The 19,922-nt window shown below is 65.5% G+C and carries 26 protein-coding genes; 13 read left to right on the plus strand and 13 right to left on the minus strand.

Annotation, left to right across the window (positions count from 1 at the left end):
• Positions 1-65 precede the first annotated feature (65 nt).
• From XH93_RS04235 to XH93_RS04245, 3 genes are all read left to right on the plus strand, one after another.
• A complete protein-coding gene (locus XH93_RS04235; RefSeq protein WP_194472564.1) occupies positions 66-821 on the plus strand; it encodes a Crp/Fnr family transcriptional regulator in 756 nt (251 codons plus the stop codon).
• A gap of 176 nt (positions 822-997) precedes the next feature.
• A complete protein-coding gene (locus tag XH93_RS04240; RefSeq protein ID WP_194472565.1) occupies positions 998-1,645 on the plus strand; it encodes a cysteine hydrolase family protein in 648 nt (215 codons plus the stop codon).
• Entirely contained in the window at positions 1,642-2,340 is a 699-nt protein-coding gene (locus XH93_RS04245) for an ABC transporter permease (protein ID WP_194472566.1), read from the plus strand. The genes XH93_RS04240 and XH93_RS04245 overlap by 4 nt, the downstream gene beginning before the upstream one ends.
• Here the strand turns inward: XH93_RS04245 and XH93_RS04250 are convergent.
• Positions 2,311-3,126 carry a substrate-binding domain-containing protein gene (locus XH93_RS04250; protein ID WP_246799480.1) on the minus strand — a complete coding sequence of 272 codons (816 nt, stop codon included), beginning with the start codon at positions 3,124-3,126 and terminating at the stop codon, positions 2,311-2,313. The genes XH93_RS04245 and XH93_RS04250 overlap by 30 nt on opposite strands.
• Before the next feature lie 111 nt (positions 3,127-3,237).
• Between XH93_RS04250 and chrA the strand changes: the two genes are divergently transcribed.
• On the plus strand, positions 3,238-4,437 hold the full coding sequence (chrA, locus tag XH93_RS04255) for a chromate efflux transporter (protein ID WP_246799481.1): 1,200 nt from the start codon (positions 3,238-3,240) through the stop codon (positions 4,435-4,437).
• Positions 4,438-4,448: 11 nt separating this feature from the next.
• On the opposite strand, the gene XH93_RS04260 is transcribed toward chrA, so the two are convergent.
• The 5 genes from XH93_RS04260 to XH93_RS04280 all read right to left on the minus strand — a co-directional run bounded on the left by XH93_RS04260 (position 4,449) and on the right by XH93_RS04280 (position 8,001).
• Positions 4,449-5,129 carry an MIP/aquaporin family protein gene (locus tag XH93_RS04260; RefSeq protein ID WP_194472568.1) on the minus strand — a complete coding sequence of 227 codons (681 nt, stop codon included), beginning with the start codon at positions 5,127-5,129 and terminating at the stop codon, positions 4,449-4,451.
• Positions 5,129-5,539: an arsenate reductase (glutaredoxin) gene (gene arsC / locus XH93_RS04265; RefSeq protein ID WP_194472569.1), complete on the minus strand. Its 411-nt coding sequence runs from the start codon at positions 5,537-5,539 to the stop codon at positions 5,129-5,131. The genes XH93_RS04260 and arsC overlap by 1 nt, the downstream gene beginning before the upstream one ends.
• An 11-nt stretch (positions 5,540-5,550) precedes the next feature.
• On the minus strand, positions 5,551-6,021 hold the full coding sequence (locus XH93_RS04270; protein ID WP_194472570.1) for an ArsI/CadI family heavy metal resistance metalloenzyme: 471 nt from the start codon (positions 6,019-6,021) through the stop codon (positions 5,551-5,553).
• Between the two features lie 11 nt (positions 6,022-6,032).
• Positions 6,033-6,377 (minus strand): helix-turn-helix transcriptional regulator, encoded by a 345-nt coding sequence (locus XH93_RS04275; protein WP_194472571.1) that lies wholly within the window; start codon positions 6,375-6,377, stop codon positions 6,033-6,035.
• Positions 6,378-6,603: 226 nt separating this feature from the next.
• Entirely contained in the window at positions 6,604-8,001 is a 1,398-nt protein-coding gene (locus tag XH93_RS04280) for a TAXI family TRAP transporter solute-binding subunit (RefSeq protein WP_194472572.1), read from the minus strand.
• Positions 8,002-8,423: 422 nt separating this feature from the next.
• On the opposite strand from XH93_RS04280, the gene XH93_RS04285 reads away from it, so the two are divergent.
• The 3 genes from XH93_RS04285 (at position 8,424) to XH93_RS04295 (ending at position 10,592) form a co-directional block, all read left to right on the plus strand.
• Positions 8,424-8,777 carry a DUF3307 domain-containing protein gene (locus tag XH93_RS04285; protein ID WP_172627191.1) on the plus strand — a complete coding sequence of 118 codons (354 nt, stop codon included), beginning with the start codon at positions 8,424-8,426 and terminating at the stop codon, positions 8,775-8,777.
• Positions 8,778-9,081: 304 nt separating this feature from the next.
• Positions 9,082-9,480 (plus strand): hypothetical protein, encoded by a 399-nt coding sequence (locus XH93_RS04290; RefSeq protein WP_139487034.1) that lies wholly within the window; start codon positions 9,082-9,084, stop codon positions 9,478-9,480.
• 203 nt (positions 9,481-9,683) lie between these two features.
• Positions 9,684-10,592, plus strand: coding sequence for a LysR family transcriptional regulator (locus tag XH93_RS04295; RefSeq protein WP_194472573.1), 909 nt, complete (start codon positions 9,684-9,686; stop codon positions 10,590-10,592).
• 40 nt (positions 10,593-10,632) lie between these two features.
• Here the strand turns inward: XH93_RS04295 and XH93_RS04300 are convergent, their stop codons facing one another.
• The 4 genes from XH93_RS04300 to XH93_RS04315 form a co-directional block, all read right to left on the minus strand.
• A complete protein-coding gene (locus XH93_RS04300; RefSeq protein WP_194472574.1) occupies positions 10,633-10,956 on the minus strand; it encodes a hypothetical protein in 324 nt (107 codons plus the stop codon).
• Between the two features lie 65 nt (positions 10,957-11,021).
• Positions 11,022-11,165: a hypothetical protein gene (locus XH93_RS04305; RefSeq protein WP_172627190.1), complete on the minus strand. Its 144-nt coding sequence runs from the start codon at positions 11,163-11,165 to the stop codon at positions 11,022-11,024.
• 157 nt (positions 11,166-11,322) lie between these two features.
• Positions 11,323-11,640, minus strand: a complete 318-nt coding sequence (locus tag XH93_RS04310) for a YkgJ family cysteine cluster protein (protein WP_194472575.1) — start codon at positions 11,638-11,640, stop codon at positions 11,323-11,325.
• Entirely contained in the window at positions 11,640-12,338 is a 699-nt protein-coding gene (locus XH93_RS04315; protein ID WP_139487030.1) for a YafY family protein, read from the minus strand. Before XH93_RS04315 ends, XH93_RS04310 begins: the two co-directional genes overlap by 1 nt.
• A gap of 206 nt (positions 12,339-12,544) precedes the next feature.
• Between XH93_RS04315 and XH93_RS04320 the strand changes: the two genes are divergently transcribed.
• Positions 12,545-12,778 carry a hypothetical protein gene (locus XH93_RS04320; RefSeq protein ID WP_139487029.1) on the plus strand — a complete coding sequence of 78 codons (234 nt, stop codon included), beginning with the start codon at positions 12,545-12,547 and terminating at the stop codon, positions 12,776-12,778.
• Positions 12,779-12,840: 62 nt separating this feature from the next.
• Positions 12,841-13,572 carry a glutathione S-transferase family protein gene (locus tag XH93_RS04325; RefSeq protein ID WP_139862064.1) on the plus strand — a complete coding sequence of 244 codons (732 nt, stop codon included), beginning with the start codon at positions 12,841-12,843 and terminating at the stop codon, positions 13,570-13,572.
• 61 nt (positions 13,573-13,633) lie between these two features.
• Here the strand turns inward: XH93_RS04325 and XH93_RS04330 are convergent, their stop codons facing one another.
• On the minus strand, positions 13,634-14,263 hold the full coding sequence (locus XH93_RS04330; protein WP_194472576.1) for a pyridoxamine 5'-phosphate oxidase family protein: 630 nt from the start codon (positions 14,261-14,263) through the stop codon (positions 13,634-13,636).
• Between the two features lie 120 nt (positions 14,264-14,383).
• On the opposite strand from XH93_RS04330, the gene XH93_RS04335 reads away from it, so the two are divergent.
• Positions 14,384-15,277, plus strand: coding sequence for a LysR family transcriptional regulator (locus XH93_RS04335; RefSeq protein ID WP_194474988.1), 894 nt, complete (start codon positions 14,384-14,386; stop codon positions 15,275-15,277).
• A 63-nt stretch (positions 15,278-15,340) separates the two neighbouring features.
• Here XH93_RS04335 and XH93_RS04340 read toward each other — a convergent pair whose 3' ends face one another.
• Complete coding sequence (locus tag XH93_RS04340) at positions 15,341-15,808, minus strand: PaaI family thioesterase (protein WP_139487026.1); 468 nt, start codon at positions 15,806-15,808, stop codon at positions 15,341-15,343.
• A gap of 295 nt (positions 15,809-16,103) precedes the next feature.
• On the opposite strand from XH93_RS04340, the gene XH93_RS04345 reads away from it, so the two are divergent.
• The gene (locus XH93_RS04345; RefSeq protein WP_194472577.1) at positions 16,104-16,490 is read left to right on the plus strand and encodes a DUF6632 domain-containing protein; all 387 of its coding nucleotides are present in this window, start codon (positions 16,104-16,106) and stop codon (positions 16,488-16,490) included.
• Between the two features lie 184 nt (positions 16,491-16,674).
• Here the strand turns inward: XH93_RS04345 and pobA are convergent, their stop codons facing one another.
• Positions 16,675-17,844, minus strand: coding sequence for a 4-hydroxybenzoate 3-monooxygenase (gene pobA / locus XH93_RS04350; RefSeq protein WP_194472578.1), 1,170 nt, complete (start codon positions 17,842-17,844; stop codon positions 16,675-16,677).
• Between the two features lie 284 nt (positions 17,845-18,128).
• Between pobA and XH93_RS04355 the strand changes: the two genes are divergently transcribed.
• Complete coding sequence (locus XH93_RS04355) at positions 18,129-19,163, plus strand: TRAP transporter substrate-binding protein (RefSeq protein ID WP_194472579.1); 1,035 nt, start codon at positions 18,129-18,131, stop codon at positions 19,161-19,163.
• A gap of 191 nt (positions 19,164-19,354) precedes the next feature.
• Complete coding sequence (locus tag XH93_RS04360; RefSeq protein ID WP_194472580.1) at positions 19,355-19,921, plus strand: TRAP transporter small permease; 567 nt, start codon at positions 19,355-19,357, stop codon at positions 19,919-19,921.
• The last annotated feature ends 1 nt before the right edge of the window (position 19,922 follow it).

Below are 19,922 nucleotides of genomic sequence, written 5' to 3' on the forward strand. Positions count from 1 at the left end.
ATGTAACATACGTTATTGAAACCGACCCGGCGGTTACCCGATGAACATGCGGGGGACCTCTGTCGTTGGCATCGCTGATCCGGAAATTGGAGCACTTCGTACGCCTCTCGCCGGCGGAGCATGCCATCCTCAATCGCGCGGCCACCGAGCGGGTGCGCAAGCTCGGTCCGCGCGTCGACCTCGTCCGCGAGGGCGAGAAGCCGAGGGACGTGCATCTGATCCTGTCCGGCTGGGCCTGCCGCTACAAGCAGCTCGAGGACGGCCGGCGGCAGGTGGTGTCGTTCCTCCTGCCGGGCGACATCTGCGACGTCAACGGCTTCATCCTGCGCGAGATGGATCATTCGATCGGCAGCATCACGCAGGTCACGATCGCCGATCTCTCCCGCGAGTTCTTCGATGAGGTCGGCGCGCGGCATCCGCGCATCGCCACGGCGTTCTGGTGGGAGACCCTGGTCAACGCTGCGATCCAGCGCGAATGGACGATGAACCTCGGTCAGCGCACCGCCCTGGAGCGTACCGCGCATTTGCTCTGCGAGATCTGGCTGCGCTTGAGCATGGCCGAGCTGACCAGGGGCGATAACTGCGATTTTCCGCTGACCCAGGCCGATCTCGCCGACGCCACCGGTCTCTCCAAGGTGCACGTCAACCGCATATTGCAGGAGCTGCGTGCCGCGGGCCTGATCGTGCTCAAGAGCAAGACCCTTGCCGTGCCCGATCTCGCACGCCTGATGCGCGCAGGCCTGTTCAACCCGAACTACCTGCATATGGATCGCGAAGGACGGCAGCTCGATGCCGGGAGCGCGGACATCGCGGCCGGATAACGGCTGCCCGGTACGGCGACCTGATGTCTTGACCTTCCTTGCCGGATTCACACTATGCTCCCCGCGGTCGGCGGCGGCGCTCGTCGCGCCGGCCGGTCAGCGCCCGGCGCGCGCGGGCAAGACGCGGCTGACCCCGCTGACGCGTCCCGCCCGTCAAACTCCGCAGGTATCGGCAAATGAAAACCGTCTTCGGCCTCGATATTCCCCACACCCTTGACGAGATCTGCAGCCCCCAGCGCATGGCGCTGGTGGTCTACGACATGCAGATCGGCATCCTGAAGCAGATCAAGAATCCCGAGGCTGTGGTGGCGAAGGTGGCGCGCGTGCTCGACGCCGCCCGCGCCGCCGGCGTCAGAATCTTCTTCATGCGACACATGTCGCTGCCGCGGGAGCTGATGGGCGCGTTCTGCTATCGGATGGCGATGGCCTGGCAGCGCACCGACGATCCGGAGCAGGTCAGCCCGTGGTTTCTGCGGGACTCGCCGGGCTTCCAGATCACGCCGGAGCTGGCGCCGCGGCCGAGCGAGGCGATCTTCGACAAGCTGACGATGTCGGCACTGGAGGGTACGCCGCTCGCGATCGCGCTGCGCGATTGCGGCATCACCTCGATGGCGCTGGTCGGCGTCGCGATGGAGATCGGGATCGAGCCGACGGCGCGGCACGCCGCCGATCTCGGCATCGTCCCTGTCATCGTGGAGGACGCCTGCGGCAGCGGACACGCCGAGGCGGCGCAGCGCTCCATCGAGTCGCTGAAATTCGCCGGCGACGCGGTGTTCACCGATGTGGAGACCTTCTGCCGGACGCTGCAGCGCACCGGCGGATGAGCGATTTCGCACGATCCGTCAGTGCGGCGCTGTCGCTGATCGCCGATGCGGATGCCGAGCTGCTCGGCATCGTCATGCTGTCGTTGCGCGTCAGCCTGATGGCGAGCATCCTTGCCTTGCTGATCGGAGCGCCGATCGGCGCCTGGCTGGCCATTGCAAAATTTCGCGGCCGCCAGGTCGTCATCGTGCTGACTAATGCACTGCTCGGTCTTCCCCCGGTGGTGGTTGGTCTCGCGCTCTATCTGCTGCTGTCGCGCTCCGGACCGCTGGGTCCGGCCGGCCTGCTGTTCACGCCGGCCGCCATGGTGATTGCCCAGACACTGCTTGCCACCCCGATCGTGGTTGCGCTGGTGCATCGGCCGTCATCGCTGCTGTGGATGGAATATCGCGATCTGGCGCGGACCGACGGGCTGTCCTATGTGCGCAGCATCGCCCTGCTGTTCGCGCTGGGACGCGCGTCGCTGTTGACCGCCTTTCTCGCTGCCTTCGGCCGCGCCATCGCCGAGGTCGGCGCCATCATCATCGTCGGCGGCAATATTCGCGGCTATACGCGGACTATGACGACGGCGATCGCGCTCGAGACCAGCAAGGGCGAGCTGCCCTTGGCGCTCGGGCTTGGGCTGATCCTGCTGGCCCTGAGTGTGGCCGTCTCGACCATCGCGTTCCTACTCGTGGGTCGCGTTGGGGAAAAATAGCTGCTCGCTGCCGACCTTGTAGCCGGCGATGGCTTGCTGTCCGGCCGGCGAGATCAGCCAGTCGACGAAGGCCTGCCCGTCCTGTGCCTTGACGTTCGGATGGTTGGCCGGGTTGACCAGCATCACGCCGTACTGATTGAACAGCCGCTTGTCGCCTTTAGTCAGGATCGTCAGATCGCCGCGATTCTTGAACGACAGCCAGGTGCCGCGATCCGACAGCACATAGCCGCCGGTCGACGCCGCCATGTTGAGCGCCGGCCCCATGCCCTGTCCGATTTCGCGATACCAGTCGCCTTTCACCGCCGCGAGGTCGATGCCGGCATCCTTCCAGAGCCGCAACTCGGCCTGGTGCGTTCCGGAGCGGTCGCCGCGCGAGATGAAGGGCGCCTTCGCTGCCGCGATCTTGCGCAGCGCCGCGGCGACGTCCTTGTCGCCGGCGATGTGCGCCGGGTCGGCCTTTGGTCCGACGATGACGAAATCGTTGTACATGACGTCAAAGCGCTTCACGCCCTGGCCCTCGGACATGAATTTGTCCTCGGCCGGCTTGTCGTGAACGAACACCACGTCGGCATCGCCCCGTCGTCCGATATCGAGGGCCTGACCGGTGCCGACGGCGACGACCCTGACTCCGATTCCCGAGGCCTTGGTGAATTGCGGCAGCAGATGGCCGAACAGGCCCGACTGCTCCGTCGACGTAGTCGAAGCCACGGTGATCGTTCGCTCCTGCGCTGCTGCCGGCGCGCACCAGGCCAGCATGCCCACAAGGGCGATGAAGAATTTTCGCATTTGTCTTCTCCCCGACGTCGCCGCCAGTGTAGCCCTTGCAACACGGGCGTGAAATTCATCTGATGCCGTCCGCGACATTTTCGCCGGCAAACAGCGTGGGCAAGGTCAATGATGACAGTCGAGCAACCAGTGGGCCGCGCCGCCGAGGTGTTTCGCGTGTTTCTGCGGCTTGGCCTGACCTCGTTCGGCGGGCCGATCGCCCATATCGGCTACTTCCGGCATGAATTCGTCGAGCGCCGCAAATGGCTCGACGAGCAGGCCTACGCCGATCTCGTGGCGTTGTGCCAATTCCTGCCGGGCCCGGCGAGCAGCCAGGTCGGCTTTTCGCTCGGCCTGATGCGCGCGGGTTATGCCGGCGCGCTGGCGGCGTGGACCGGATTCACGTTGCCGTCGGCGATCGTGCTCGTGCTGTTTGCCTATGGCGCCAGCGCGCTCAGTGGTCCGGTGGGCAGCGGACTGGTGCACGGGCTGAAACTCGTCGCGGTCGCGATCGTCGCGCAGGCGGTGTGGGGCATGGCGCGCACGCTGTGCCCGGATCGGACCCGCGCCTCGATCGCGGTCCTCGCCGCGCTGCTGATCCTGTTCAGCACCTCGCCGGTCGTCCAGGTCGGCGCCATCCTGCTCGGCGGCCTCGCCGGCCTTGTGCTGTGCCGCGCCGGGCAGGGCGGCGGCGCCACCCACTTCGCCGTGCCGGTGTCGCGGCGCGTCGGGCTTGCCGCGCTGGCCGCCTTTTCGATCCTGCTGATCGGTCTGCCGGTGCTGGCGCGGCTGTCGGGCGATGGCGGCATCGCGCTGTTCGAGGCGTTCTACCGTTCCGGCGCGCTGGTGTTCGGCGGCGGCCATGTGGTGCTGCCGCTGCTGCGCGAGGCCGTGGTCACTCCGGGCTGGGTCAATGACAGCGCGTTCCTCACCGGCTACGGCGCCGCGCAAGCGGTGCCCGGCCCGCTGTTCACCTTCGCAGCCTATCTCGGTGCGGTGGTCGGTATCGCGCCGCATGGCGTTGCCGGGGCGATCATCGGATTGCTCGGCATCTTCCTGCCCGGCGTCCTGATCCTGCTGGCGGCGCTGCCGTTCTGGGACGAGTTTCGCAAGCGCGCCGGCGCCCAGGCGATGATGCGCGGCGTCAACGCGGCGGTGGTCGGCATTCTCGGCGCGGCGCTGTATCAGCCGGTGTGGACCAGTACGGTGCTTGGGCCGCGCGATTTCGGCATCGCGCTGGTCGGCTTCGCGCTGCTCACGGTCTGGCGCGCGCCGCCGCTCGTGGTGGTGGTGTTCAGCGCGATCGCCGGCGTGCTGGCCGCTTCAGGCTGAGGCAGCTTTCCTCAGGCTTTGACCGCGGCGTCGATCTGCGGCCGCCACAGCACGCGCGCCACCGGGATCGCGAGGCAGGCGCCGGCAAGCTGGGCGGCAATGAACGGCACCACCCCGTCGGGCGCGATACCGGCAAAGGTGTTGGACAGCGCGCGGGCGATGGTCACGGCGGGATTGGCGAACGATGTCGAGGCCGTGAACCAGTAGGCCGAGGTGATGTAGAGCCCGACCGCATAGGCCGTCGCCTGCGGCGTTCGCGCCGCGACCCCGAAGATCGTCGTCAGCAGGCCGAACGTCGCTACGGTTTCGGCGATCCACTGCCCGGTCCCGGTGCGCGCGGTCGTCGACACCTGCCAGACCGCAAGGTCGAACATCAGATGCGCGATCCATACCCCGGCGATCGCCCCCGCGATCTGCGCGGCGACGTAGACTGCGGTGTCGGTCCAGCGTGCCTGCTGGCGGATCGCGAAGGCGAGCGAGACCGCGGGGTTGAAATGCGCGCCCGAGACCGGGCCGAGCGCCAGGATCAGCACGACCAGAATGGCGCCGGTCGGGATCGTGTTGCAGAGCAGGGCCAGCGCCGCGTTGCCGCCGGCGAGCCGTTCGGCCATGATTCCGGAGCCGACCACGGCCGCCAGCAGGAAGGCCGTTCCGAGCCACTCGGCGAACGCGCGCTGGGCGAGCGGCCGCATCAGGCGCCGCGGTCCAGCCGTACCCGTTCGCCGTCCTCCTTGACGAACTCGCCGCGCTGTGGGGGAAGCAGCTCCAGCACCGTCTCGGACGGCCGGCACAGCCGCACGCCGTTGGGCGTCACGACGATCGGCCGGTTGATCAGGATCGGATGGGCCAGCATCACATCGAGCAGTTCGTCGTCGGTCAGGGCCGTGTTGGCGAGCCCGAGTTCGGCGTATGGCGTGCCCTTTTCGCGCAGCAGATCGCGCACCGCGATCCCCATGCGCGCGACCAGCTGCTGCAGCATGGCGCGGGCCGGCGGCGTCTTCAGATATTCGACGACATGCGGCTCGATGCCGGCGTGGCGGATCATCGCCAGCGTGTTGCGCGACGTGCCGCAGTCCGGATTATGGTAGATGATCACATCCATCTTCATGCGCCTCAGCAGCACGCCGACGACGGCTTCGCCGCCGCCTGCGGGGCGCAGCAGGCGCTCTGCTTCTCCTGCGCGACGCGGGCGCGGTTCTCGCCGCTGCCGTCGCCATAGTCGGTGCTTTCGCCGGTGGTGTGAAAGGTCTCCCAGGCGATCCCGGCGGGATCGTCGATCCAGGATTTTTCCGACTTGGCATAGCAGCAGGTGGTCTGGCCCTGCTCGATGATCTCGCCGCCGGCCTGGCGTAGCCGGTCATAGACCTCGTGCAACTCGTCCGCGCTCTCGACCTGGATGCCGAGGTGATCGAGGCCAGGTTGCCGGCCGCGGGTCGAGATCGCAAAGTTCACGCGGGGATCGTCGAGCATCCATTTCGCGTAGTCCGCCTTTACCACCGCAGGCTGCGCCGCGAACAGCGCCGAGTAGAAGCCGATCGAGCGGGACAGGTCTTCGACGGAGACGTGAACATGCATGCGCTTCATGGTCTGTCCTTTCAGGCGATCTCGCTCTTGCGCTTCCGCGCGGGCTTGCACTCGGCCGCGGGCGCGCATGAAACGCCCCCGCAGCAGTTTTCGGTGAGGAAGGCGAGCAGCGCGTTCATCTGCTCGTATTGCGCCGTGTAGATCATCGAGCGTCCGTCGCGGCGCACCGCGATCAGCCCGGCGGCGCGCAGCCTGTCGAAATGGAAGGTCAGGCTGTTGGGGGCAAGTCCCAATGCGTCGGCCACCGCGCCGGCGGACAGCCCGTCGGGTCCGGCCTGCACCAGCAGGCGGAACACGTCCAGCCGATTGTCCTGCGCCAGCGCGCCAAGCGCGCTGACGGCGTCTGTCTTTTCCATATTTCAACGAATATTGAAATGATGGCTGGCCGTCAAGGCGCATTCGGCATCGCCGCGAGCACCTATGCGTCACCGTCACCCTGAGGTGCGAGCTCTTGCGAGCCTCGAAGGGTCGACGGCCACCGGCCGGGCCGATTCATCCTTCGAGACGCGCGCAAGTGCGCGCTCCTCCAGCGACAAAGGCGGAGCCTTTGCGCGGGGATGACGGTTCACAGCAAACGGCCGTTCACGCGTTCGCCGCCTTCACCACCACGACGTTGTCGTCCTGCGCCGGCGGGTGGCGCTTGAAGTGGTCGCGGCGCAGCGCGATTTCGTCGCGCACCAGCTCGTAGCCGAGCTTGAAGGTGTCGAGCCCGTCGCTGGAGACGCTGCCGTCGCGCAAGCCGACCACGGCGCGGCGCAGGATCGCCTCGAGCTCGTCCTGCAGCTGATCGAGATGGTCGATGCAGGTGGCGTGCTGCATCCGCTCGCCGATCTCGAGGATCGCCGCCGCAAGCTCGCTGGCCTTCCTCGGCGCGACGCGGGTGATCTTGGTGTAGATCGCGGCGAAGATCGAGCCGATGATGCTGAGCGCGGCGGCGGCGAGATACAGCACGTCGCTGTAGCGATCCATGAACGATTTGGTGTCGTCATTGATGTATTCGGCGGCGCCCTGATGGGCGACGATGAAGGCGTCCTTGTCGGTCTCCGCCGGCTCGATCTTGGAGGCGAAGCCGTCGGCGAGCACGAGTTCGGACTTGTTCTCATAGATCAGGCGCGCCAGCTCGGCCGCCGTCGTGCTCGACATCCGCGATTGCGCGACCAGCAGCCACTCCAGCCCGATGGTATCGACGTCGTCGTCGGGAATCGCCGGCGAGGCCGACAGCATGCCCTTGGAGACCGTCTCCTCGGAGATCGCCGGATACTTGCGGGCGAGCGCCTTGGCGGCATCGATCGCGTTCAGCGTGAAGCCGCTGCGCCGCGCAAATTGCTCGTAGCTCTTGTCCTTGATGAACTTGGAGGCGTGCTCGATCGCGATCACGGCGCCGAAGGCGGACGCGAACAGCCGGTCGATCGGCGTGCCCGGCGGCGCCGGCTGCACCCGCTGCGCCGCATCGGGGTTGTCGGCAATCTCGAGCGCGCTGCGCACGAAGTTGACGCTGTTGTCGCCGTCGCCGACCACGGCGATCCGCTTTTTCTTCAGCTCGGCGAACGACTTGATCTTCTTGTCGCCGGGGCTCAGCACCAGCACCACGTCATGCTCGAGGATAGCGAGCGCGCGGGCGCGCGGCGGCACCTTGGCGTCGGTGCGCAGGATCGCGAGGTTGGCGTCGCGGCGGTCGAACTGCGCCAGCGCCTTGGCGTTGTCGGGGTTGGTCGCGATCTTCAGGCGCAGCCGCGACGAGTTGTTCTTCAGCACCGTCGCCAGCTTGGCGGCGAACTTCGCCTCGGGGCCGTTCTGGTCGCCGACCGCGAACACCAGGGTCTCCGAATTGCGCAGCCAGATCTGGCCGCCCCACACCGTCGCGGCGGTCAGCAGCAGGGTCAGGGCGGAAAAGATCACGATCTGGGCGCGGTTGTTCTTCACAACCGTGGCGCGAGCCGGCGGCAAGGCCGGCGCAGGCGAGGGAGCTTCAGCACTCATGGCCCAAGCACTCTTGGCTCATCACCCATCCGGGAATGCGGTATGCCATAGCCGAACCGGCGCTGCCCGGCGAACTTGTAAATGGCTACAAAAGAAAGAAAATTTCGCACGTTCCATGACGATATACCTCCCTTGGGGGAATGCAAACCGGCGGCCGGCCGTAACCTTAACCGGCGGACCTGCGCCGCGATGCCGCATGACGATCGCCACTATCGGGGGGCGAACACACATGTGATTTTCAGCGCATCGCTGGTGCAATCCGCCGCCGGAGATGTCATAAATGAGACAAGCTTTGGTTTGCGAGATTGTGCTGACGGCCTGACCCGGATTTCCTGCGATCACATTCATTCACGTCAAAGGGCGTCAGCTTGTTGTTTCCCTCCCTGTCATCGTCGGTGTCGGTTGGTGCCCTGGTCGGATGGATGCTGCTGCTCACGGCCAAGCACATCATCGCCGACTTCATGCTGCAGAACGCCTGGATGGCGATCGGCAAGGACCAGAAGACCGGCTGGGGTCTGCCGCTGCTCGCGCACTGCCTGGTGCATCTCGCGGTTGCATTGGTGCTGATCCTCCTGGTGGCGCCCCGCTTCTGGTACGTCGCCTTCGTCGATTTCGTGATCCACATCATCGTCGACCGCGCCAAGGGCATCTGCGCCTCGCATTTCCACGTCACGCTGGAGTCCGGCCATCCCTGGTTCTGGACGCTGATCGGCGTCGACCAGGCGCTGCACCACCTCACCGGCTTTGCGCTGTCGATCTACATGGCCGCGAACTGAACCCGTCCATGGACGCCACTCCCTGTTGAGAGGCCGGGACCCCTCCACCCGTCATTGCGAGCGAAGCGAAGCAATCCATCCATCCTCGGCTGTGGAGAGATGGATTGCTTCGCTTCGCTCGCAATGACGGTGGGAAGCGCGTGATCCCAGTCCAGTCACGCAGACCGCCGAATCACCGAGCGTCCGCCGCCCGCGAATGTAATTCGCGTGCAACGCGCAAGCATCCCCGGAGACGACCGGAGGCCGTGGTTAACCTTTCGTTAGAGGATTGCGCGGCATCTTCCCGATCGAGGGGGATTTGCAAATGTTTTCAAGCCGCGACGCCTTCGAGAACGATGCCTGCCCGGTTGCCGACGACCTGCTCGGCCAGATGTATCGCGCCAACCCCAACGGCCTTTCGCTCTTGGTCGCCAATGTCGCGTCCGACGATCGGGCGCGGCTGGCGCTGTTCTGCTACAAGCGCAGCCACCTGCATGCGCTCGCGCTCGCGATTGCGTCGAGCTGCAGCGAGCGCGACCTGATCTATTTCGGCGGCCGCGTCGGCTCGACCCTTTACGCATTGTCGCGCGAGCCGGCCCGCACCACCGCCGCCTCGCATGGCCACCGCAAGCCGATCACGCTGTCGACCAAGCCGCTCGCGAGTTTTGCGCCGATCGTCGACGAGTTCGACGACGAGGACGTCAGCGACGCGGTGACGGTTTAACGGAGCTGATGCCGGGCCGGATTGGTGCAGCGGCTAACCAGCCGCACATCGCCGGCTTTTCCAACATCATCGCCGTCGTCCCTGACTGGTGCGCTATTGCGCACGGAGCGGGGACCCACGCGCCGCGCCATTTTGGCCTCTCAGATCGGCCAAGGATCGAGTAGGTTTGGGCAATAACCCTTTCATTGCTGGAAGGAAGGCCCGTGGACCGTCTAGAGGCGATGAGCATCCTGCTGACCGCGGCGGACACCGGGAGCCTCTCTGCCGCCAGCCGCCATCTCCGCATTCCGCTGGCGACGGTCAGCCGCCGCATTTCCGAGCTCGAGGAGCATCTGAACGTCCGCCTGCTGCATCGAGGGCCGCGCAAGCTGGTCCTGACTGACGCCGGGCGCGGCTACGTCACGTCGTGCCGGCGGATCATCGAGGAGATCGCCGAAGTCGAGCGCACCGCGTCGGGTGAATTTCGCGCGCCGCAGGGCGAGCTGACGATCAGCGTTCCCGCGGTGCTAGGCCGAACCCATGTTCTGCCCATCGTCGTGGAGTTTCAGCACGCCTTCCCGGACGTCAGCATCCGCCTGCAGCTGACCGATCGAATGGTGAGCCTGACCGAGGAACAAGTCGACGTCGCGGTGCGCGTCGGCGAATTGCCCGACAGCAGCATGATCGCAACGCGCGTCGGGCTCATTCGACATGTCCTCTGCGCCAGCCCTGCGTATCTGAAGCGGCGCGGAACGCCGAAAACGCCGGCCGATCTGGCGAGGCACGACTGTGTCATCCACGAGGGGCATACGCGGACGTTCTACGATTGGGAGTTCGTCGCCAACAAGGCCACGCAGTCCGTCGCGGTGCCGTATCGTCTCACCCTGAACCTGAGTGAGGCGGAGGTTGCCGCCGCGGTCGCTGGAGCCGGAATTGTCCGCGTGTTCTCGTACCTCGTCGAGGATCTGCTGAAATCGCGCGCTTTGCTGCCGCTGCTGGAGACGTATTGGTCGCTGCCAATTCCGGTCAGCGTCATCTATCCCGCTCAACGCCAGATTCCGCTGAAGCTGCGTGCCTTTCTCGATTTCGCGGTGCCGCGATTGAGGAAACGGCTGGGCTACGAGAGCGGCTGACACCTGGTGACGCCGCTCGATGCGGGCGCGCCTCGCATGTTCAGTTGGTGGCGGTGGTGGCCTTGCGGACAACCACGCTGTCGCCTTGCCGGCTGATCTCGACCGCACCCGTCAGCGGCGTCGAGAGCACCACGCGCTGACCCGGCGCGAGAACGGACACGACACGGATTGGCATTCCGTCCTTGCCCTCGGCAAGGGTGGTGACGACGTGAAGCCCGTCACGCTCGGCGGTGTAGTAGGCGACTCCGGATACCGCGCCGAGCCCGATGCTCTTGGCCTCGATCGGACGCACGCCTTCGGCACGGGCGGCCGTTAGCGACGCAACAATGAACGCGGTGGCGATCGCCACCTTGCGAATAGACATGACACTCTCCTCTGGTTTTTCGACGGATGTGCTGCGGGCGCGTGCCGAGCATCGGTCCGCAGCGACTATGAATGGTCTTCGTCCTGACCCCGATGCTGGCCGGTCGGATTGGACGGCGGGAACACACTGTCATAGTGCGCACGCGCCTCCTGGATCAGGCGAATGCGTTCGCGCTCGGCCTTTGAGATGAATCTGACAACCTCACCCATGTTCTCCTCCGTTTGTGACCTGCCGCGATGCGGCGTCTTCCCGGTGAAAATGGGCCGAGGCGCGCCCGCCAACAGAGGCGCAATCGGAAGGCTCCCTTCCAATTGTGGAAGGCTGGGGCCGGTTTGGGGCGGGCTGATGGGCGCGGTCGCGAGGCCCTTAAATCACCGGCAGTCCATGGCGGCGCCGGGCCATCGCGCATTCGGCATCGCCGGGCATGCAGGTGCGGCACACTTCCGGGCGCACTGCGTAGACGTCGCAGCGCGTCGCCTCGCCGATCTTGCCCGACAGCGCCGAGCAGCGGTCGCCGTCGCAGCGCATGCCTGACAGCCGCGCGTTGACGAATTGCGCCGGGATCAGGTCGAGCTGGTCGTCGTCCTCGATGGTGAAGCGCGGCCAGTTCTCCGAATAGCTGCAGCAGGCGCCGCAGGACTGGCAGGGGCTCGGCTCCGCGGCTTCGGTCACGTCTGCCGCCATCAGGTCACCTTCGGCGCTTCCCAGACCAGGCTGCGCCGCCAGCGCGCCCGGAGCAGGTCGCGCCGTTCAGGATATTTGTCGTCGTGATAGGTCGCGGCGACCACGCGGTCGGTGCGGAAGCTGCGAAAGTCCTTGCGCAGCTCGCACCAGGCCGCCAGCAGCCGCACCGCCTCGTGATAGCCGACCGCGATCGGCCAGATCGTGCGTTCGCTATCGCGGCCGTGCTCGTCGCGGTAGTTCAGCGTGATCTTCTTGCCCTCGTGGATCTGGCTGCGCGTCTTCACCATGTCGATGCGGTCGGGCTCGCGATTCCAGGCCGAGCGGGCGCGGCTCGCCGGCTCCAGCACGAACGGCCGCAGCCGGTCCGGCACGGTCTCGGCGATCTTGGCCATCAGGTCTTCGGCGGCGCGCGCCAGCGCCGGGTCGGCATGGCCGACCACCCATTGCGCGCCGAGCACGCAGGCCTCGATCTCGTCGGGTGTCAGCATCAAGGGCGGCAGGTCGAATCCCTTTTCCAGGATGTAGCCCATGCCGGCCTCGCCGCGGATCGGCACCCGCTGCTCGATCAGGCTCGCGATGTCACGATAGATCGTGCGCTTCGAGGTCTCGAGCTCGGCCGCGATCGCGTCCGCGGTCAAAGGTTTACGGGTGCGGCGAAGCACCTGGATGATTTGAAACAGCCGGTCGGCGCGTCTCATGGCATTTCTCTTCGCAAATCTTTCAGCAAGCTCTTGCAGCAAGCTCTGGCAGGTCTGTTGACGGGTCTCTTTGGCGAGCCTCTTGGCAGGCTTTTTGGCCTCGCGGCGCGTCGCCTTTTTACACCCGGCCGCGCTGCTGCTGACAGCATGTTGGCAGCAGGCGGGGGCTATACCAGGACAACACCTCAAATGAAGGGAATTTGTCCATGACCAATCTTGATGAACTCGGTTTCCGGCGGGCGCAGGGTTTTGCGCTGGAACAAATGATCACGGTCTACTCCACCTCCGGCGACATGCGCTGGGCCCTGGTTGTGCTGCTCGCACGGTCGGTCGCCGCGGCCTTTGCGTACGGACGGGCGCGGGTGGTGAAACGGGTTCGCGAGGCGGTTCGCCGCCTCGCTCCGGTCCGCGCCTATGGCAGTGAATGCCACTACTGCTGACACCATGGTGGCAGCAGGGGCACGCTAGCCTCATTTCACGACCAGGCAATCAGGAGCTTCAAATGATTACGCTTTTTGGTTTTGGCCCGGGTTTCGGCTTGCCCGAGATCAGCCCTTTCGTGACCAAGACCGAGGTTCAGCTCAAGATGGCCGGGCTCGACTACCGGAAGGAACAGGCGAGGCCGCCGGCGTCGCCCAAGGGCCAGCTGCCGTTCATCACCGATGACGGCGAGACCGTCGCCGATTCGACCTTCATCCGCGCCCATATCGAGGGCAAATACGGTTTCGATTTCGACGCGCCGCTCAGCCTGCAGGCGCGCGCCCAGGCCTGGGCCTTCGAGCGCATGATCGAGCATCACGTCTATTGGGCGCTGGTCGGCGCACGCTGGGTCGACGATGCGAATTTCGCCAAGGGCCCGGCGCATTTCTTCGACGGTGCGCCCGATCATTTGCGCGACAAGATGCGCGAGGACGCCCAGTTCCGCGTCGCCGAGAACTATCTGCTCAGCGGCCTCGGCCGCCATGCGCCCGACGAGGATGTCGACCTCGCGGTGCGATCGCTGTTCGCGCTGTCGGTGCAGCTCGGCGACAAGCCCTATCTGATGGGCAACACGCCCTGCGGCACCGACGCCACCGCGTTCGGCGCGGTCGCCGGAATTTTGACGCCGTTCTTCGATTCGCCGCTGCGCGCGCGGGTCGAAAAATTCGACAACCTCACCGCCTATGTCGACCGGATGATGCTGCAATATTATCCGGAATTCGGCTGGGCGCCGCTGCAGCAGGAAGCAGCCTAGCTCGCTGGCGACCAGAGCGTTTTCGAGCGAAGTGGATGCCGGTTCGCGTGAAGAAAACGCGTCAAACAAGAGGCGCGGGCTGGCCCTTCAATGCGGCCAGCTCGGCCTCGAGCTCGGCGATGCGCGCATCGCGTGTCGCCAGCGCCGCAGCCACGTCGGCCGCATCGAACTTCTGCGGAATGTGCTGCGGGCAGTTGGTGTCCCACGCCGCGATCTTGAACAGGATCACCTGCTCGGGCCGCGCCCGGTAACCGTGCGGCATCAGCGAGCGCGTCAGCGCCGGATCGTCCTCGACCACGCGCGCCTCGCCCCACAGCTTGACGCGGCGGCGGTGCGCATAGTCCATCACGAAGATGTAGGCCTTGGGATTCTCGGCGAGATTGCCCTGGGTGATGTATTGCCGGTTGCCGGCATAGTCGGCGAACGCGATCGTGTTCTTGTCGACGATCTTGATGAACCCCGCCGGCCCGCCGCGGTGCTGGATGTAGGGCTGGCCGTCGGCGGAGGCGGTCGCGAGATAGAAGCTGTTGGCGTCCGCGAGGAAAGCCCCAAGGTTCTCGTCGATCTCGGTACGAAAACCGCCGCGCACCTCCATCTCGGCATAGCCGTCGCGCGAGCCCTTGCGGCTCTGGATCGCCTTCACGGTCGGGCTGAATGCGATATCGCTGGAAATGGCGTGAACGTCTGACATCTGAGCCTCCCGTCCCGGGCGCCACAACGGTCGTCCTTGGGTCTCTAAAATGGCCGTTTCCATACTCTAATCAATCTTGTGAATTGACACTGCACTGTTGCCGATTATGCAATAATGTCCATGGACCGCCTCGATGCCATGCAGGCCTTCGTCGCCGTGGCCGACCAGCAGGGCTTTGCCCCCGCCGCGCGCAAGCTCGGCGTCTCGCCATCCGCCGTGACCCGGCTGATCGCAGCGCTGGAGGAGCGGCTGGGCGCGCGGCTGCTGCAGCGGACCACGCGGCAGGTGACGCTGACCGATGCCGGCGCGCGCTATCTGGAGCGGGCGCGCCGGATCCTGTCCGATGTCGAGGAGGCGGAGGATGCGGTCGAGGGCGAGCGCACCCGCCCAGAGGGCCGGCTGGTGATCTCGGCCCCGGTCGGCTTCGGCCGGTTGCATGTCAGCCCGGTCGTGACGGCCTATCTCAAGCGCTATGGCGGCGTCGGCGTCGACCTGCGCCTCTCCGATCGCACCATCAATTTGGTCGAGGACGGCGTCGATGTCGCGGTCAGGATCGGCCATCTGCCCGACTCGACGCTGGTGGCGCGCCATGTCGGCGAGATGCGGCGCATCGTGGTGGCCTCGCCCGGCTATCTCAAGGCGCGCGGCGAGCCGCGGCGGCCGGCGGATATTGCCGATCATGACACGATCCAGTTCGGCGCGATGGCCGCCGGGCCCGACTGGCGCTTTGTCGAGGACGGCCGCGAGATCCGCATCGCCAGCACGCCGCGCTTTGCCAGCAACTCTTCGGATGCCGCGATCCAGTACGCCGAGCAGGACGGCGGGCTGACCCGGGTGATGGCCTATCAGGCCGCCGAATCGCTGAAAGCCGGGCGGCTGCAAATCGTGCTCGCCGCATTCGAGGAGCCTGCGATGCCGATCCACATCGTCTATCCGACGACGCGGTTGCTCTCTGCCAAGGTGCGCACCTTCATCGATCTCGTCACCGAGATCACCGACTGGCACTTTGGGTAAGTGTCATTCCGGGGCGATGCGCAGCATCGAACCCGGAATCTCGAGGTTCCGGGTTCGCTCGTTTCACTCGCGCCCCGGAACGACAACGTCCTTCTTCGGCACCACGCGAAAGGTGCCGTTGGCGCGGGCGATGGTGACGTCGTCGGCCTTGATCAGGCTCTGCGCAAAGCAGATCGTGCTGCCGGTCTTGATCACGTCGCTCTCCACCGTGAGCCACTGCCCGATATTGGCGGTGCCGACGAAATCGACCGCCAGCGAAATCGTAACGAAGGTGGTGCGCCAGCCGGTTGCCTGCGCGCAGCTATAGCCCATCGCGTTGTCGGCAAGCGCTGCGATCAGCCCGCCATGGATCAGCCCGCGCCCGTTGGTGTGCGGCCGCGCCAGCCGCACGCCGATGATCACGGCCCTGTCGGTCTTCCTGGCGTAAAGCGGCTCCCACGGCTCGGTGAGCGGGCTCTTGCGAAACAGCGGCTCGAAGCCTTGAGGGACGTCCTGCGGGACGTCGGCGGCGATAGGTGCATCGGTGCTCATCTCGATCTCACGAATGGCGTTGCGTTGCTGCCATTGAACGCGATGTCGATGACGTTTTCACCGCCTACAAAGTTTTAAACGGGATTCGCGCGGGTGTTTGAAAGCACGGTATCACCGTCACGCTCTATCACCGTCACCCTGAGGTGCGAGCCCTTGCGAGCCTCGAAGGGTCGACGGCCCGGCCGGTGGCCGTGCACTCGCAAATCGTGATGCAATTCACTGGCTCCGCCCGCCGTTTGTGACATCCTCCGCGCAGCGTCTATTGCACCCGTCTATCGTATCCTTGGAGCAGATCATGTCCGCCGAGACCCGCCTGGCCTGTCTTCGCATCGCGCTGGTCGCGGTCGGCCTGATCATGATCTTCGCGGTTTATCCGCTGTTCCAGCTCTGGCCGTCGGGCTGGTCGTGGGGGCATGGCCATTCGCACTACCCGATGATGATCGTCGGCATCTACGCCACGCTCGGTGTGTTCTTGCTGCTCGCCGCGCGCAATCCGCTCGGGCACCGCAGCCTGATCTGGTTCACGGTATGGTCGAGCATCGTGCATGGCGGCATCATGGCGGTGCAGGCGATCACTGACGACGCCGAGCGCGGCCATCTCGTCGGCGACGTCCCGGCGCTGTTCCTGATCGCACTGGTGCTGGGCTGGCTGATGCCGAGGCAGGCGGCGGCTGCGGCGTGAAGCGGGCACGCTTCCTGACACCGTCACCCTGAGGTGGCCGCTTCTTCAGCGGCCCTCGAAGGGTCGACAGCCCCGCTGGTGGCCGATTCATCCTTCGAGGCTCGCCGAAGAGGCTCGCACCTCCAGCGACAAAGGCGAAGCCTTTGCGCGGGGATGACGGGTCGGGCATCAGAGCCGCTCAACCCTAAAACGGCAGCCCCACATAATTCTCCGACAGCGAGGTCGAGGCCGCCTTCGAGCTCACCAGATAGTCCAGCTCGGCGATCTGGATGCGCGCGGCGAATTCGCCTTCGTCGGGGAATTTGTGCAGCATCGAGGTCATCCACCAGGAGAACCGCACCGCCTTCCAGACCCGCGCCAGCGCGCGGGCCGAATAGCCGTCGAGCCCGGCCGATGATTTCTCGTCGTAATATTCGCGCAGCGCCTGCGACAGATAATGCACGTCGCTGGCGGCGAGGTTCAGCCCCTTGGCGCCGGTCGGCGGCACGATGTGCGAGGCGTCGCCGGCCAGGAACATCCTGCCGAACCGCATCGGCTCGGCGACGAAGCTGCGCAAGGGCGCGATGCTCTTCTCGATCGAGGGGCCGGTGACGAGCTCGTCGGCGGCCTTCTGGTCAAGCCGGCGCTTCAATTCGTCCCAGAACCGGTCGTCCGACCACTGGTCGACATGATCGTCGAGCGGGCACTGCACATAGTAGCGGCTGCGATGGCTCGAGCGCATGGTGCAGAGCGCAAAGCCGCGCTCGTGGTTGTTGTAGATCAGTTCCGGCGAGACCGGCGGCGTCTCCGAGAGGATGCCGAGCCAGCCGAACGGATAGACCCGCTCGTAGCTCGTGATCGCGGAGGCCGGCACGCTGGCGCGGCTGACGCCGTGGAACCCGTCGCAGCCGGCGATGAAATCGCAGGCGATTTCGTGGGCAACGCCGTCCTTCACATAAGTGACACGGGGATGATCGGTGTCGAAATCATGCGGCTTGACGTCGCTCGCCGAATACACCGAGGTCAGGCCGGCGGCCTTGCGGGCGTTCATCAGATCGAGCGTCACCTCGGTCTGGCCGTAGATCGTGACCGTCTTGCCGGTCGCCGCATGCATGTCGATGCGGTGCCGCGCCCCGCCGAACGCCAGCTCGACGCCGTGATGGACCAGGCCCTCCTGGTGCAGCCGGGCGCCGGCGCCGACCTGGTCGAGCAGCGACACCGTGCCCTCCTCGAGCAGGCCGGCGCGAATCCGCCCCAGCACATAATCCGGGGTCTGCCGCTCCAGAATAATGTTGTCTACGCCGAAAGTATGAAGTAGTTGCCCAAGCAACAGTCCGGACGGACCTGCGCCGATGATTGCTACTTTTGTCCGCAATACCCGCTCCTCCCGATGCGATAGGCTCGCGGCGGATGACCGCCGCCCGCCACCGTCAAACTTGCTATGGCAACTATATCATATAACAGTTTTGGCAAGGCGCATTTGCTGGGTGAAATGCGTTCGCCGCAGCGCAAGATGCAGGGGGCAAGTCGGCGGGGGCCGGGGTGCGACCAGGCGTCCGTCCGGCAGATTCCGGCTTGATCGCGCGGGCGAATTAGATAACATGTTAACTAACTAAAGCGGGCGCGAAGCCCGACGTCACTGGAGAGGGAGGAGATGCGATGAGGAAATCGTTGTTGGCGCTGCTCGTGGCCGCTTCGGTCGTGCCGGCCGCCGGCCCGGTCTTCACGCCGGCTTTGGCGCAGGACAAGACCGTCAATCTGAAGGTATCGCTGTGGGTGCCGCCGGCGCATCCGCTGGTGCCGGCGACGCAGGCCTGGGCCGCCGACATCGAGAAGGCCTCGGGCGGCACCATCAAGGTCACCGTGTTCCCCTCCGAGCAGCTCGGCAAGGCGTTCGACCATTACGACATGGCGCGCGATGGCATCGCCGACGTCACCTACGTCAATCCCGGCTATCAGCCCGGCCGCTTCCCGATCGCAGCCGCGGGCCAGCTGCCGTTCACCTTCTCCGACGGCAAGAAGGGCACGCTGGCGCTCGACGAATGGTATCGCAAATACGCGCCGACCGAAATGAAGGACACCAAGCTGTGCTTCGCCTTCATCCACGATCCGGGCGCGCTGCACGGCAAGAAGAAGATCGTGCTGCCGAACGACCTCTCCGGCGTCAAGGTGCGCCCGGCGCAGAGCACGATCGGCGAGATGGTGAAGATGTTCGGCGGCACCAACGTGCAGGCCTCGGCGCCGGAATCGCGCGATGCGATCGAGCGCGGCGTCGCCGACGAGATCACCTTCCCCTGGGGCTCGATCTTCCTGTTCGGCATCGACAAGGTGGTGAAGTACCACATGGACGTGCCGCTGTATTCGACGGTGTTCACCTACAACATGAACCTCGCCAAATACAATTCGATGTCGGACCCCCAGAAGAAGGTGATCGACGCGCATTGCTCGCCGGAATGGGCCTCCAAGGTCACCGATCCCTGGACCGATTTCGAGGCCAATGGCCGCACCAAGATGAAGGCGCTGGAAGGCCATGAGGTCTATCAGCTCACCGCCGACCAGCTCGCCGAGTGGAAGAAGGCAGTCAAGCCGCTGCGCGACAGCTGGGCCGAGGCGGTGAAGAAGGCCGGCGGCGACGCCGCCAAGGTCGACGCCGATCTGCAGGCCACGCTGAAGAAGTTCGAGGCGGGGATCTGATATCGCGTTTTCCCTTCACCTCTCCCCGCTTGCGGGAGAGGTCGGATCGCCCCGGCGATGCGCAGCATCGTCCGGCGCGATCCGGGTGAGGGGGATACAGGTCTCTCCAACTCGCACCAGTTTCGCGGATAGCCCCCCTCACCCCAACCCTCTCCCCGCGCGCGGGGAGAGGGGGCTCGCCGAAGCAACACATGACGCAATCTGACGAAGTCTCGCAAGACGGCGTGATCACCGGCCCACCGGAGCCGGCGCGCAAGAATTTCATGGATCGCTTCATCGATTCGATCGAATGGGTCGCGGCGTTCTTCGTCGGCGTGGTCGCGCTCAACACCTTCACCGCGGTGTTCATGCGCAAATTCTTCGCGGTGACGATTCCCGACTATTACAATTTCGGCCAGTTCCTGCTCGGCATCCTGATCTTCTGGGGCATCGCCGCGACCAGCTATCGCGGCACCCACATCACCGTCGACCTGGTCTGGGCCAACGCCTCGCCGCGCTACCAGCGCTGGATCGACATCTTTGCGACGCTGGTGCTGCTGTTCGTGGTGTCGGTGCAGACCTACACGCTGATCGACAAGGTGATCGACACCAAAAACGGCCACATTGTCACCATGGATCTCGGTGTGCCGATCTGGCCGTTCTTCCTGGTGTCGTGGATCGGCGACGTCTCAGCGGTGCTCTTGATCGCGATCCGCACCTACCGCCTGATCTTCCATCCGGAAGAGATCCACGATGCCAAGATCAAGACCGCGGAGTAGA

Source organism: Bradyrhizobium sp. CCBAU 51753, assembly GCF_015291565.1.
GTDB lineage: Bacteria > Pseudomonadota > Alphaproteobacteria > Rhizobiales > Xanthobacteraceae > Bradyrhizobium > Bradyrhizobium ivorense.

Bases quoted from the DNA above. Each gene is read 5' to 3' on its own strand.
- XH93_RS04240 (WP_194472565.1), top strand. From the start codon at position 998: ATGAAAACCGTCTTCGGCCTCGATATTCCCCACACCCTTGACGAGATC.
- XH93_RS04245 (WP_194472566.1), top strand. From the start codon at position 1,642: ATGAGCGATTTCGCACGATCCGTCAGTGCGGCGCTGTCGCTGATCGCC.
- XH93_RS04250 (WP_246799480.1), bottom strand. From the start codon at position 3,126: ATGCGAAAATTCTTCATCGCCCTTGTGGGCATGCTGGCCTGGTGCGCG.
- chrA (WP_246799481.1), top strand. From the start codon at position 3,238: ATGACAGTCGAGCAACCAGTGGGCCGCGCCGCCGAGGTGTTTCGCGTG.
- XH93_RS04260 (WP_194472568.1), bottom strand. From the start codon at position 5,129: ATGCGGCCGCTCGCCCAGCGCGCGTTCGCCGAGTGGCTCGGAACGGCC.
- arsC (WP_194472569.1), bottom strand. From the start codon at position 5,539: ATGGATGTGATCATCTACCATAATCCGGACTGCGGCACGTCGCGCAAC.
- XH93_RS04270 (WP_194472570.1), bottom strand. From the start codon at position 6,021: ATGAAGCGCATGCATGTTCACGTCTCCGTCGAAGACCTGTCCCGCTCG.
- XH93_RS04275 (WP_194472571.1), bottom strand. From the start codon at position 6,377: ATGGAAAAGACAGACGCCGTCAGCGCGCTTGGCGCGCTGGCGCAGGAC.
- XH93_RS04280 (WP_194472572.1), bottom strand. From the start codon at position 8,001: ATGAGTGCTGAAGCTCCCTCGCCTGCGCCGGCCTTGCCGCCGGCTCGC.
- XH93_RS04285 (WP_172627191.1), top strand. From the start codon at position 8,424: ATGCTGCTGCTCACGGCCAAGCACATCATCGCCGACTTCATGCTGCAG.
- XH93_RS04290 (WP_139487034.1), top strand. From the start codon at position 9,082: ATGTTTTCAAGCCGCGACGCCTTCGAGAACGATGCCTGCCCGGTTGCC.
- XH93_RS04300 (WP_194472574.1), bottom strand. From the start codon at position 10,956: ATGTCTATTCGCAAGGTGGCGATCGCCACCGCGTTCATTGTTGCGTCG.
- XH93_RS04305 (WP_172627190.1), bottom strand. From the start codon at position 11,165: ATGGGTGAGGTTGTCAGATTCATCTCAAAGGCCGAGCGCGAACGCATT.
- XH93_RS04310 (WP_194472575.1), bottom strand. From the start codon at position 11,640: ATGGCGGCAGACGTGACCGAAGCCGCGGAGCCGAGCCCCTGCCAGTCC.
- XH93_RS04315 (WP_139487030.1), bottom strand. From the start codon at position 12,338: ATGAGACGCGCCGACCGGCTGTTTCAAATCATCCAGGTGCTTCGCCGC.
- XH93_RS04320 (WP_139487029.1), top strand. From the start codon at position 12,545: ATGACCAATCTTGATGAACTCGGTTTCCGGCGGGCGCAGGGTTTTGCG.
- XH93_RS04325 (WP_139862064.1), top strand. From the start codon at position 12,841: ATGATTACGCTTTTTGGTTTTGGCCCGGGTTTCGGCTTGCCCGAGATC.
- XH93_RS04330 (WP_194472576.1), bottom strand. From the start codon at position 14,263: ATGTCAGACGTTCACGCCATTTCCAGCGATATCGCATTCAGCCCGACC.
- XH93_RS04335 (WP_194474988.1), top strand. From the start codon at position 14,384: ATGGACCGCCTCGATGCCATGCAGGCCTTCGTCGCCGTGGCCGACCAG.
- XH93_RS04340 (WP_139487026.1), bottom strand. From the start codon at position 15,808: ATGAGCACCGATGCACCTATCGCCGCCGACGTCCCGCAGGACGTCCCT.
- XH93_RS04345 (WP_194472577.1), top strand. From the start codon at position 16,104: ATGTCCGCCGAGACCCGCCTGGCCTGTCTTCGCATCGCGCTGGTCGCG.
- XH93_RS04355 (WP_194472579.1), top strand. From the start codon at position 18,129: ATGAGGAAATCGTTGTTGGCGCTGCTCGTGGCCGCTTCGGTCGTGCCG.
- XH93_RS04360 (WP_194472580.1), top strand. From the start codon at position 19,355: ATGACGCAATCTGACGAAGTCTCGCAAGACGGCGTGATCACCGGCCCA.